Raw genomic sequence first — 12,260 nt, 5'->3', positions numbered from 1 at the left:
CGGTCGGACCGTCCTGTCCGGATGGCGGGACGGCCGTCTCAGTGCGCGTTGACATCGGGAGAGGGGTCGTAGATATTTCTCCGCATGTCACGCAGCCCCGCATCCTCCGAGCGCGCCGCCCTTGAGCTGGCGCTCCTCGGCGTGGCCGGGCACTGCGTAGCCGACATTCTCTGTCGCTGACGCCTGCTCGAGCGCGCGTCGGCACCCTGACGAGCCCCTCTTTCCGGGCTCCTCGGCCCCATCTCTGCCGCGCCCGGGCGTACTCCGTCCGCAGGCGCGGCATTCCGGTATCCGGTCCCTCTCCCCTCAGCGGGGCGGGACCCGCTGCGCCGCCGCGGACATCCCGTCCCGTCTCTTCCCGCCGCAGCACACCGAGAGGTCATCTTCCGATGAGTCAGCCGTCCGTCATATCGCGCCGTGTGGCAACCGCCGCCGCCGTCAGCCTCGCCCTGGTCGCCGGTCTCGCGGCCTGCGCCGGCCCCAAGAGCTCGGACGACGCCGACGGGGGAAGCGGCGGCTCCGGCACCTCGGGCAAGCCGCAGAAGGGCGGCACCCTCACGGTCCTCAACAGCAACCCGCAGGAGGACTTCGACCCGGCGCGGCTCTACACCTCCGGCGGCGGCAACGTCCCCTCGCTGGTCTTCCGTACGCTCACCACCCGCAACCGTGAGAACGGTGCGGCGGGCGCCGAGGTCGTCCCCGACCTCGCCACGGACCTGGGCACGCCCAGCAAGAACGCCACCGTCTGGACGTACACCCTCAAGGACGGGCTGAAGTACGAGGACGGCACCGCGATCACCAGCGCGGACATCAAGTACGGCATCGAGCGGTCCTTCGCCGCCGAGCTGTCCGGCGGAGCGCCCTACCTGCGCGACTGGCTGATCGGCGGGGCCGACTACCAGGGCCCGTACAAGGACAAGAAGGGCCTCGCGTCGATCGAGGTGCCGGACGACAAGACCATCGTCTTCCACCTGAACAAGCCCGAGGGCGAATTCCCCTTCCTCGCCACCCAGACCCAGACGACCCCGGTGCCGAAGGCCAAGGACACGGGCACCAAGTACGAGGAGCACCCCGTCTCCTCCGGGCCGTACAAGGTCGTCACGAACGAGAACGACGGCGAGCGGCTCGTCCTGGAGCGCAACGAGCACTGGTCGGCGGAGACCGACGAGGAGCGCAAGGCCTACCCGGACAAGATCGACGTACGCTCCGGCCTGGACTCCGCCGTCATCAACCAGCGGCTCTCCGCCTCGCAGGGCGTCGACGCGGCCGCCGTCACGACCGACACCAACCTCGGCCCGGCCGAGCTCGCCAAGGTCTCCGGTGACAAGAAGCTCGCCGCCCGCGTCGGCACCGGCCACTTCGGCTACACGAACTACATCGCCTTCAACCCGAAGGTGAAGCCGTTCGACAACCCCAAGGTGCGCCAGGCGATCTCGTACGCCGTCGACCGCTCCTCCGTGATCAACGCGGCCGGCGGCTCCTCGCTCGCCGAGCCCGCCACCACCTACCTGCCGAACCAGAAGTCCTTCGGCTACACCCCGTACGACCACTTCCCGGCGGGCGGGACCGGCAACGCCTCCAAGGCCAAGGAGCTGCTGAAGGAGGCCGGTTACCCCAAGGGCCTGAAGGTCACCCTCACGCACTCCAACGACAAGGACTTCGAGACCAGCCCGGAGATCGCCACGGCGCTCCAGGCCGCGCTCAAGAAGGCCGGGATCACCGTCGAGCTCAAGGGCCTGGAGAGCAACGACTACTCCGACACCATCCACAGCGCGTCCAAGGAGCCCGGCTTCTTCCTCGCCCACTGGGGAGCCGACTGGCCCTCCGGCGGCCCGTTCCTCGCGCCGATCTTCGACGGCCGACAGATCGTGAAGGACGGTGCCAACTTCAACACCGGCTTCCTGAACGACGCGTCGGTCAACAAGGAGATCGACGAGATCAACAAGCTCACCGACCTGGACGCCGCCGCCACGCGCTGGGGCGCGCTCGACAAGAAGATCGGTGAGCAGGCGCTGACGGTGCCGCTCTTCCACCCGGTCTACAAGCGGCTCTTCGGCCAGGACGTGAAGAACGTGGTCATCAGCGACTGGACCGGCGTGCTCGACATCTCGCAGGCCGCGGTCAAGTAACCATGTCGGAAGCACTTCTGGTCCAGGAGGCGGGAGCGGCGCCGGTCGCCGCCCCCGCCTCGGGGGCCCGGCAGTTCTGGCTGCGGCTGCGCGCACAGCGCGCGGCCGCGGTCGCCGCCGCCGTGGTCCTCCTGCTCCTCCTGGCCGCCCTCGCGGCGCCGCTGCTCGCCGCGCTCGCCGGCCAGGACCCCGACACCTACCACCCCGACCTCGTCGACTCGGCGGCCGGCGGGGTACCCATCGGCTCCTTCGGCGGCATCAGCGCCGACCACTGGTTCGGCGTCGAACCGCAGACGGGGCGCGACCTCTTCGCCCGCGTCGTGTACGGAGCGAGGGTCTCGCTCGGCGTCGCCGTCGCCGCCACCGTCCTCCAGGTCGCCATCGGCCTGGTCGTGGGACTGGCGGCCGCCCTCGGCAACCGCTGGATCGACCAGGTCCTCAGCAGGATCACCGACATCAACGTGGCCCTGCCCCTCATGGTCATCGCCCTCGCCCTGCTGGCGATCGTGCCGCCCTCCTTCCCCCGGCCCGTCCTGATCGCGCTGGTCATCGGCGGCATCAACTGGGCGGGCACCTCGAAGATCGTCCGGGCCCAGGCACTCGCCCTGAAGTCCCTCGACTTCGTCTCCGCGGCCCGGCTCGCCGGCCGCGGACGGTGGAGCATCGCCCGGCGCGAACTGCTGCCCTCGCTGGCCGCGCCCGTCATCACGTACGCCGCGCTGCTCTTCCCCGTCAACATCACCGTGGAGGCGGCCCTGTCCTTCCTCGGCGTCGGCATCAAACCGCCCACACCGTCCTGGGGACAGATGCTCACCGAGGCCGACACCTGGTACCAGTCGGCCCCCACCTACCTCCTCATCCCCGCCGGGCTGCTCTTCGTCACCGTGCTCTCGCTGACCGTCCTCGGCGAGGGCGTCCGCACGGCACTCGACCCGCGGGCCGCCTCCCGGCTGCGGATCGGCACCGGACGCGAGGAGCGCGGGGAACGTACGAAGGAGCGGGCGTCGTGACCGGATTCCTGCTGCGGCGCCTCGGCGGCGCCGTCTTCGTGCTGCTCTCCCTGACCGTCATCCTGTACGCGGTCTTCTACGTGGCCCCCGGCGACGTCGCCCAGATCGCCTGCGGCCCACGCTGCTCACCCGCCCAGGTCGCCCAGGTCACCGAGCAGCTCCGGCTCGACGACCCCGTGTACACGCAGTACTGGCACTTCCTCCAGGGCATCGTCGCCGGACGGGACTTCTCCACCGGCACGGGCGTGGAGCACTGCGCCGCCCCCTGCCTCGGGGTCTCGTACCAGAGCGACCAGCAGGTCATGCAGCTGATCCTGACGAAGCTGCCGGTCACCGGATCGCTCGTCATCGGCGCGTTCGCCCTGTGGATCCTGCTCGGCGTCGGCACCGGCGTGCTGTCCGCGTGGCGGCGCGGCCGGATCACCGAGCGGGTCCTCACCTGGCTGACCCTGGCCGGCATCGCCACCCCGGTCTTCGTCATCGGGCTGCTGCTCATCATCATCTTCTGCTCCACGCTCCAGTGGCTGCCCTCGCCCACGTACGTGCCCTTCACCGAGGACCCCGAGCAGTGGGCCTGGGGCCTCCTGCTGCCCTGGGTGTCCCTGGCGCTCATCGAGTCGGCCAAATACGCCCGGCTGACCAGGAGCTCCATGCTGGAGACGCTCGCCGAGGACCATGTGCGCACCTTCCGCGCGTACGGCGTCGGGGAGCCCGCCATCATGCGGCGGCACGCCCTGCGCGGTGCGGTCGCCCCGGTGATCGCGCTCAGCGCCCTGGACTTCGGCTCCATGTTCGGCGGCGCCGTCCTCACCGAGTCCCTCTTCGGGATCCCGGGCATCGGGCGCGAACTGGTGCACGCGGTCAAGGTCGTCGACCTGCCCGTGGTCGTCGGCATGGTGCTGGTGACCGGGTTCTTCGTGGTGCTCGCCAATGCCGTCGCGGACCTCCTGTACGCGCTGGCCGACCGACGGGTGGTCCTGTCATGACAACACCGCTGGTCCAGGTCGAGGACCTCACCATCGACTTCGGCACCGTCCGCGCCGTGGACGGGCTCTCCTTCACCCTGGAGGCGGGCGCCGCCCTCGGCGTCGTCGGCGAGTCGGGCTCCGGCAAGAGCGCGTCCGCCTCCGCGCTGCTCGGGCTGCACCGGGGCACCGGCGCCCGGGTCACCGGGACCGTCCGGGTCGCCGGCACGGACGTCGGCACGGCGGGCGAGGCCGAACTGCGGGCGCTGCGGGGCGCGAAGGCCGCCATGGTCTTCCAGGACCCGCTCTCCTCACTCGACCCGTACTACACGGTCGGCGACCAGATCGCCGAGGTGTACCGGGTGCACAACTCCGCCTCCCGGCGCGCGGCGCGGGCCAGGGCCGTCGAGGTCCTGGACCGGGTCGGCATCCCGGACGCGGCCCGCCGCGCCCGGTCCCGGCCGCACGAGTTCTCCGGCGGGATGCGGCAGCGGGCGCTCATCGCGATGGCCCTGGCCTGCGAACCCCGGCTGATCGTCGCGGACGAGCCGACCACCGCCCTCGACGTCACCGTGCAGGCCCAGATCCTGGACCTGCTGCACGAACTGCGCCGCGAGACGGGCATGGGGCTCCTGCTGGTCACCCATGACGTGGGCGTCGCGGCGGAGAGCGTGGACGACGTCCTGGTGATGCAGCACGGCCGCGCCGTGGAGCGCGGCCCCGTCGCCGAGGTGCTGGGCGCCCCCCGGCAGCCGTACACCCGCGAGCTCCTGGCGTCGGTGCCCCGGATCGACGAGAAGCGCGCGGCCGTCCCCGGACCGCGGGCCGCGGACCCGGACGCCGCACCGCTCCTGGAAGCCGTGGACCTCCGGCGTGAGTTCGGCCGGGGCGCGCGCCGCGTCACCGCCGTGGACGGGGTCTCGCTCACCGTCCACGCCGGCGAGACCCTGGGCATCGTGGGCGAGAGCGGCAGCGGCAAGACGACCCTCGGGCGCATGCTCGTCCGGCTGCTCGACCCGACGTCGGGCCGGCTCCGGTACGCCGGCGAGGAGATCGGCTCCTTCTCGGAGAAGGCCTTCCTCCCGCACCGCCGCGAGCTCCAGATGGTCTTCCAGGACCCGGTCGCCTCGCTCAACCCGCGCCGCTCGATCGGCGAGTCGGTGGCCGATCCGCTCAGGGCCGCGGGGGAGAGCGACGAGACCCGGATCCGCGACCGGGTGCGTGAACTGCTGGAACGGGTCGGGCTCGACGGAAGCCGGTACGAGCGCTACCCGCACGAGTTCAGCGGCGGTCAGCGCCAGCGGATCGGCATCGCGCGTGCGCTCGCCGCCGAACCGAAGCTGATCGTGTGCGACGAGCCGGTCTCCGCGCTCGACGTCACCACCCAGGCCCAGGTGATCGCCCTGCTCGGCGAGCTCCAGCGCGAGCTCGGCATCGGACTCGTCTTCATCGCCCACGACCTGGCCGTCGTACGGCAGGTCAGCGACCGGGTCGCGGTGATGCGGCAGGGCCGGATCGTCGAACAGGGGGCCGTCGACGAGGTGTACGGCTCGCCCCAGGACCCGTACACCAAGCAGCTCCTGGCGGCGGTGCCGGCGCTGGACCCCGCACACGCCGCGGCACGCCGTGCGACCCGCTCGGAGCTGGCCGCAGCCTGACCCTGAGTCACCGAACCCCTGCCTATCGCAACAGAACGCGACTGGGGCGGGAAAGTTACTCCGGTTCACCCCTTTCGGTGGTGTGACGGACAACCGTCCGTCGCACCACCCATGAATCCGCATACGGTCGTCCCGCTGCGAGTCGCCGATCAACGGCGGCCGCCCACAAGGGAGATCGGGGGTGTGCTCGTGCGGATCGGACTCCTCACGGACGGTGGTTATCCGTATGCGACCGGTGAGTCCAGACTCTGGTGCGACCGTCTGGTGCGCGGTCTTCCCCAGCACGAGTTCGACCTCTTCGCGCTCAGCCGCTCCGCCGACCAGGAACAGCAGGGCTGGGTCAGACTCCCCGACCGGGTCGGCCGGGTGCGGACCGCGGCGATGTGGACGCACTTCTCGGAGGACACGCGGCACACCGGCCGCCCCCGGGGACTGACGGGCAGACTCGCCACCGGCCTGGGGCGCTCGTACGGACGGCGGGACCGCCGGCGCTTCACGGCGCACATGGCGGCACTCGTCGGCGCGGTCTGCGCCGGCGCGGAGACCGGTCCGGAATCCGAGGGCGTGGACGCCGGGACGGCGGCCGGCCTCTTCACGGACGGCCTCTACGGCCTCGCCGAACTGGCCGGGGAGGGCGGCGGACTGCACCACGCCCTGCGCTCCGAGACGACCGTACGCATCGTGGAGACGGCCTGCCGCGCCCCGGGCACCGGGCGGACCGTGCACGGTGCCACCGTCCCCGACTACCTCGCCTTCGTCGCCGAGCTGGAGCGCTCCCTGCGTCCCCTCTCCCTCGACTGGTACGACGAGGACGGCCTCGGCGCGGTCGACCTCTGTCACGCGGCGTCGGGCGGCGCGGCCGCTCTGCCGGGTCTGCTGGCCAAACGCTTCTTCGGTGTACCCCTGCTGGTGACGGAGCACGCCGTGCCGCTGCGGGCCCACTACCTCGCGGCGCCCGAAGCGCCGCTCGGCGCGCCGGTGCGCGCCCTGCTGGCCAACTTCCACGGGCTGCTCGCCTCCGAGGTCTACCGGCAGGCCGCGCTCATCACCCCCGGCAACACCCATGTCCGCCGCTGGCAGGAGCGCTTCGGCGCCGACCGGAACAAGCTGCGCACGGTCTACCCGGGCATGGAGGCGGAGCGGTTCGCGGCCGTGGGGGAGGGCGACGACGAGGGCGGCCCCGCCACGCTGGTGTGGATCGGGCGGATCGAACCCGCCAAGGACCTGATCGCCCTGCTCCACGCCTTCGCCGAGGTGCTCAGGGCCGAACCGGACGCCCGGCTGCGGATCTTCGGCGCGCCGGTCCAGGGGGCCGAGGGCGACACCTACCTCGCCCAGTGCAGGGCGCTGGCCGCCCAGCTCTTCCCCGACGAGGCCACGGACGCGCACGCGGTGGGCGACAACCCGGTGACCTTCGAGGAGATCGGCGGCCCCGAGGTGCCCGACCTCGCCGAGGCCTACGCCGCGGGCGGCGTCGTCGTGCTCTCCAGCGTCGTCGAGGGCTTCCCCATCAGCCTGGTCGAGGCGATGTTCTGCGGCCGGGCCACGGTGTCGACGGACGTGGGCGCCGTGGTCGAGGTCGTCGGCGGTACGGGACTGGTGGTGCCCCCGCGCAATCCGCGGGCGCTCGCCGACGCCTGCGTCGCGCTCCTGCGCGACCCCGAGCGCCGCGCACGCCTGGGCGCGGCGGCGCGCGCCAGGGCGCTCGAACTCTTCACCGTCGAGCAGAACCTCGCGGCATTTCGCGGCATTTACCTGGACCTCGTGGGCCATGCCCCGTCCCGCTGGGCGACACCGCCGGATCCCGGCGACCCGGCCGGCCCGCCGCGCCCCTTCGCCACCCCGCCGGAGGCCCATGTGCTGGGCGCCCTGCCACCCGGACGGATCGCCGGTGCGCTGCCCGCGGGGGCCGCCCGGCCGACCGCAGGAGTGGCCGTCGGCGCCCCGGCCGCCGCCGGTGCCTCGCGGGTGCCGAGCTGGGCGCTCGACGCGGAGGGCGTGTGCGCGGGCGCACCCGGGGCGGGGGACGGCGATGCGTGACGACATGAAGGGCCACGACCACGGAGGAGCCCCGATGGGCGGACCTAACGACGCCCCGGACCAGGACGCCGGGGGCGAGCCGGCGGACGAGGGCAGGAGCGCGGTCCGTTCCGCCGTCCGGGCACCCGAGATCGCCTACCACCCCGCCCGCAGGACCGTGGTCAGGCGCGGACCCGCCGACCCCGTGAAGGTGCTCATGCACCGCCACCGGGAGCTCTGCGAGCGCGCGGTGGACCCGCTGGAGATCGCCGCGGGCCTGGAGGCGCACGGGCTCACCGACCGCGCCGCCGCCCGCTACCGGCACCGCGACGTCTTCTCCCTCGCGGAGGAGCTCTACGCCCGCGTCCCCGGAGCCGGCAGGCCCGCCCCCCGGACCCCCGGCACGGAGCCGGACCCCGGCGGGGAGGCGCGGGCCGGCTGGACGCTCCAGGCGCTGCTGCCCGGCGCCGCCTGCCTGGCGACCGCCGGGGCCCTCAGGGTCACCGAGGGGGTGCTCGGCGGCGAGGCCCGGTTCGCCGTGACGGCCGCCGGGGCGCTGCTCGTCGTCCTCGGGCTCCGGCTCGCTCTGCGCGCCGGGCCGCTGCGCGCCCCGGACGGCACCGGAGGCGTCACGCTGTACGTCTGCTGGCTCCTCGGCTACGCGGTGTACGGCGACGACCTGCTCGCCCAGGTCGTCAGCGGCGGACCCGACGGCCACTGGACCGCCGCGCCCGCCCCCCTGCTCGGGCTCACGCTCGCGCTGGCCCCGGGGGCCTGGTGCGCCCACCTGTTCTCCGTACAGGCGCGCCGCCGGCTCGCCGGGTCCCACGGGCTGTCGGACTTCGGCGCGGGCGTACGCCCCCTGCTCTTCGGCACGGTCGCGCTCTTCCTGTGCGCGCTGACCGCGCTGCTGTTCCTCGCCCGCCTCGGCCATCCCGGCGCTGGCGGCGGCCTCCTGGGACCCGCTGCCCTCGGCGCCCTGCTCTTCCTGGCCCGCCTGCTGGCCGTCCACGGCTTCCCGGAACCGGCCGCCACCGGGCTCGCCGCGGCCTGCGCCGTCGAAGTCGCGGCCCCCTTCCTGGTCCTGGCCGGCCGGCTGCCCGGTCTCGGCCTCCTCGCCCGGCCGGTCGACGCCGTGCTCACCGCAGCCGGCCCCGCCGGTGTACCGGTCCTGGCCTGCGGTGTCGCCGCGTTCGGGCTGCTGGTCCACGCATCGGTCACCCTCACCCGGGCATCGGCCCACGCCGCCTAGGCCCCGCCCCACCCCCGCGGAGCCGACGCCGCGGGTCTCCCCGTACCGCACACCACTTCCTCAAGGAGACACCGACATGACCCCCCAATCCCCCGCACCGGCAGCTCGCCGTCGGCACCGAGGGGGCGCGCGATGAGGGTTCTGCTGCTCGGAGCCAACGGGTTCCTCGGACGCTTCGTCGCCGACCGTCTGCTCGCCGACCCCGCCGTGCACCTCACGGCACTCGGCCGCGGCGACGACGCCGATGTGCGCTTCGACCTCGCGGGCGGCAGCCCCGGAGCGCTCACCCGCTTCCTGGACGCCGTCCACCCCGGGGTCGTCGTCAACTGCGCCGGTGCCACCCGTGGCGGTGCCCGGGACCTGACCCGCCACAACACCGTCGCCGTGGCCACCGTCTGCGAGGCGATGCGCCGCAGCGGGTGCAGCGCGCGGCTCGTCCAGGTCGGCTGTGCCTCCGAGTACGGGCCCTCGCAGCCCGGCTCGTCCACCGCCGAGGACGCCGTACCGCGTCCGGGAGGGCCGTACGGGGTCAGCAAGCTCGCCGCCACCGAGCTGGTCCTCGGCTCGGGTCTCGACGCGGTCGTCCTGCGGGTCTTCTCGCCGGTGGGGCCCGGCACCCCGGCCGGCTCCCCGCTCGGCCGGCTCGCCGAGACCATGCGCCGCGCCATGCAGACCGGCGACCCCGAGCTGAAGCTCAGCGGCCTCGGGGTGCAGCGTGACTTCGTCGACGTACGGGATGTGGCGCGCGCCGTGCACGCCGCCTCGCTCTCCGCCGCCCAGGGCGTGGTCAACATCGGCACCGGGCGGGCCGTACGGCTGCGTGACGCGGCGGCGGTCCTCGCCAGGGTCGCCGGTTACGCGGGCGCGCTCCACGAGCTCGACACGCCCCCCGGCCGGCTCCCCATCGGCGCCCCCCGCGCCTCCTCGGAATCGATCGTGGAGCACCTCGCCGCGACCCCGTCGCCCTACCCCGACGGCTGCGGTGCCTGGCAGCAGGCCGATGTGCGCACCGCCAGGGACCGGCTCGGCTGGCGCCCCCGGATCAATCTGGAGGAGTCCCTCGCCGACATCTGGATGGAGGCGGCGTGCCGCATCTGACCAGTACCGGCTCCACCCTGCGGACCGGCGGCGCCGAGCAGCTCGGCGTCGGCATTCCCGGATACGCGCACCCGCTGCTCGCGCCCGCCGAGTGGGCCGGGCTCAACCGGCCGGGCACCCCGCTGCACTGGGCCGTCCTCAACATCGACAACGGGCCGGGGGCCCGGCCCGACCCGCACTGCCTGGAGGCCGCCGGCCGGCTGCGCAACGCCCGCGAGCGCGCTCTGCACGGGGAGGCCCCCGAGGACACCGTGCGCGCCTCCGGGGGCAGGCTGCTGGGCCACCTCGACCTGGCCTTCGGCGGCCGCCCCTTCGGCGAGCTGATCGCCGACGCCCAGTCCTACCTCGACTGGTACCGCGTGGGCGGCTTCTACCTGGACCACTGCCCGGCCGGGCGGGACGGGCTCCAGCCGGTCCGCCGCCTGACCAGCACCCTCTCCGCCCTTCTGGCCGACAGCGACAGCGCGGACGAGGAGGGCGGGCGGCTGGTCCTCGGCCACGGCACCCACCCGCACCCGGGTTACGCCGAGGCCGCCGACCAGCTGGTCACCTTCCGGGGGCCGTGGACGGACTACCGCTGGTCCCAGGTGGCCGAGTGGACCGCCGCGTACGAACCGGGCCGCTTCGCCCACTTCGTCCACGGCGTCCCGCGCACCCACCTGGAGGAGGCCATGCGCATCGCGCGCTGGCAGGGCGCGGGCACGATCTTCTTCACGGACCGGGACGGAACGAACCGGAACGGAGTGCAGGGGCAAACCGATCCATTTGCGGCACTGCCCAGCTACTGGGACGAATTCGTCTCGCGGATCGGACCTGGTATCTCGGAATGAGGAGCGGCGTGGCAGTGTTACGGGAGAACAACCGTACGTAGATGAAGTACGTAGAAACCGACCACCTGCATTGTTGAGGTTCCTGTGTCGCTGCCACCCCTGGTCGAGCCAGCTGCTGAGCTCACCGTCGACGAGGTCCGCAGGTACTCCCGCCACCTGATCATCCCGGATGTCGGGATGGACGGACAGAAGCGGCTGAAGAACGCGAAGGTGCTCTGTGTCGGAGCCGGCGGCCTCGGCTCGCCGGCCCTGATGTACATGGCCGCGGCCGGTGTCGGCACGCTCGGCATCGTCGAGTTCGACGAGGTCGACGAGTCGAACCTGCAGCGTCAGGTCATCCACAGCCAGGCCGACATCGGCAAGTCCAAGGCCCAGTCGGCCAAGGAGACCGTGCAGGGGATCAACCCCCTGGTGAACGTGGTCCTTCACGAGGAGCGGCTCGAAGCCGACAACGTGCTGGACATCTTCGCCCAGTACGACCTGATCGTGGACGGCACGGACAACTTCGCCACCCGCTATCTCGTCAACGACGCCGCGGTCCTGCTGAACAAGCCGTACGTCTGGGGCTCGATCTACCGCTTCGACGGTCAGGCCTCCGTCTTCTGGTCCGAGCACGGCCCCTGCTACCGCTGCCTCTACCCGGAGCCCCCGCCCCCCGGCATGGTTCCGTCCTGCGCCGAGGGCGGTGTCCTGGGCGTGCTCTGCGCGTCCATCGGCTCCATCCAGGTCAACGAGGCCATCAAGCTGCTCGCCGGCATCGGTGACCCGCTGGTCGGCCGTCTGATGATCTACGACGCGCTGGAGATGCAGTACCGCCAGGTCAAGGTCCGCAAGGACCCCGACTGCGCGGTCTGCGGCGAGAACCCCACCGTCACCGAGCTCATCGACTACGAGGCCTTCTGCGGCGTCGTGTCCGAGGAGGCCCAGGAGGCGGCGGCCGGTTCCACGATCACTCCCAAGCAGCTCAAGGAGTGGATCGACGGCGACGAGAAGATCGAGATCATCGACGTCCGCGAGCCGAACGAGTACGAGATCGTCTCGATCCCGGGCTCCCGGCTGGTCCCGAAGAACGAGTTCCTGATGGGCAACGCCCTCCAGGACCTTCCGCAGGACAGGCGCATCGTCCTGAACTGCAAGACCGGTGTCCGCAGCGCCGAGGTCCTCGCGGTCCTCAAGTCGGCGGGCTTCGCCGACGCGGTGCACGTCGGCGGCGGCGTCATCGGCTGGGTCAACCAGGTCGAGCCGGAGAAGCCGGTCTACTAGGGCGTGTTTTGAAAGTAGCGCCGTCCGCCCGGAGGG

General features: G+C 72.6%; 10 protein-coding genes. All 10 read left to right on the top strand.

Annotated features, from left to right (window positions below):
- Window positions 1-84 precede the first annotated feature (84 nt).
- The 10 genes from JKV81_RS36780 to moeZ all read left to right on the top strand — a co-directional run bounded on the left by JKV81_RS36780 (window position 85) and on the right by moeZ (window position 12,224).
- Window positions 85-180: an Ms4533A family Cys-rich leader peptide gene (locus tag JKV81_RS36780; protein WP_315985674.1), complete on the top strand. Its 96-nt coding sequence runs from the start codon at window positions 85-87 to the stop codon at window positions 178-180.
- A gap of 209 nt (window positions 181-389) precedes the next feature.
- Window positions 390-2,129: an ABC transporter substrate-binding protein gene (locus tag JKV81_RS08305; RefSeq protein ID WP_202075287.1), complete on the top strand. Its 1,740-nt coding sequence runs from the start codon at window positions 390-392 to the stop codon at window positions 2,127-2,129.
- Between the two features lie 2 nt (window positions 2,130-2,131).
- Window positions 2,132-3,139: an ABC transporter permease gene (locus tag JKV81_RS08300; RefSeq protein WP_129265340.1), complete on the top strand. Its 1,008-nt coding sequence runs from the start codon at window positions 2,132-2,134 to the stop codon at window positions 3,137-3,139.
- On the top strand, window positions 3,136-4,125 hold the full coding sequence (locus JKV81_RS08295; protein WP_202075286.1) for an ABC transporter permease: 990 nt from the start codon (window positions 3,136-3,138) through the stop codon (window positions 4,123-4,125). The genes JKV81_RS08300 and JKV81_RS08295 overlap by 4 nt, the downstream gene beginning before the upstream one ends.
- Window positions 4,122-5,762, top strand: a complete 1,641-nt coding sequence (locus JKV81_RS08290) for a dipeptide ABC transporter ATP-binding protein (RefSeq protein ID WP_202075285.1) — start codon at window positions 4,122-4,124, stop codon at window positions 5,760-5,762. The genes JKV81_RS08295 and JKV81_RS08290 overlap by 4 nt, the downstream gene beginning before the upstream one ends.
- Window positions 5,763-5,951: 189 nt before the next feature.
- The gene (locus JKV81_RS08285) at window positions 5,952-7,802 is read left to right on the top strand and encodes a DUF3492 domain-containing protein (protein ID WP_202075284.1); all 1,851 of its coding nucleotides are present in this window, start codon (window positions 5,952-5,954) and stop codon (window positions 7,800-7,802) included.
- 34 nt (window positions 7,803-7,836) lie between these two features.
- On the top strand, window positions 7,837-9,033 hold the full coding sequence (locus JKV81_RS08280; protein ID WP_202075283.1) for a hypothetical protein: 1,197 nt from the start codon (window positions 7,837-7,839) through the stop codon (window positions 9,031-9,033).
- Between the two features lie 132 nt (window positions 9,034-9,165).
- Window positions 9,166-10,131, top strand: coding sequence for an NAD-dependent epimerase/dehydratase family protein (locus JKV81_RS08275; RefSeq protein ID WP_129265345.1), 966 nt, complete (start codon window positions 9,166-9,168; stop codon window positions 10,129-10,131).
- On the top strand, window positions 10,119-10,961 hold the full coding sequence (locus tag JKV81_RS08270) for a spherulation-specific family 4 protein (protein ID WP_202075282.1): 843 nt from the start codon (window positions 10,119-10,121) through the stop codon (window positions 10,959-10,961). Before JKV81_RS08275 ends, JKV81_RS08270 begins: the two co-directional genes overlap by 13 nt.
- An 84-nt stretch (window positions 10,962-11,045) precedes the next feature.
- Window positions 11,046-12,224, top strand: coding sequence for an adenylyltransferase/sulfurtransferase MoeZ (moeZ, locus tag JKV81_RS08265; RefSeq protein WP_124274576.1), 1,179 nt, complete (start codon window positions 11,046-11,048; stop codon window positions 12,222-12,224).
- The last annotated feature ends 36 nt before the right edge of the window (window positions 12,225-12,260 follow it).

Origin of the sequence: Streptomyces silvae (assembly GCF_016745505.1) — a bacterium.
GTDB lineage: Bacteria > Actinomycetota > Actinomycetes > Streptomycetales > Streptomycetaceae > Streptomyces > Streptomyces silvae.
The sequence above is the reverse complement of the archived record's forward strand: the minus strand, read 5'-3'. Positions and strand labels throughout refer to the sequence as shown.

What these genes read in the sequence shown, in the direction of transcription:
- JKV81_RS08300 (WP_129265340.1), top strand. Translation starts at nt 2,132, where the DNA reads ATGTCGGAAGCACTTCTGGTCCAGGAGGCGGGAGCGGCGCCGGTCGCC.
- JKV81_RS08275 (WP_129265345.1), top strand. Translation starts at nt 9,166, where the DNA reads ATGAGGGTTCTGCTGCTCGGAGCCAACGGGTTCCTCGGACGCTTCGTC.
- JKV81_RS08305 (WP_202075287.1), top strand. Translation starts at nt 390, where the DNA reads ATGAGTCAGCCGTCCGTCATATCGCGCCGTGTGGCAACCGCCGCCGCC.
- JKV81_RS08280 (WP_202075283.1), top strand. Translation starts at nt 7,837, where the DNA reads ATGGGCGGACCTAACGACGCCCCGGACCAGGACGCCGGGGGCGAGCCG.
- JKV81_RS36780 (WP_315985674.1), top strand. Translation starts at nt 85, where the DNA reads ATGTCACGCAGCCCCGCATCCTCCGAGCGCGCCGCCCTTGAGCTGGCG.
- JKV81_RS08290 (WP_202075285.1), top strand. Translation starts at nt 4,122, where the DNA reads ATGACAACACCGCTGGTCCAGGTCGAGGACCTCACCATCGACTTCGGC.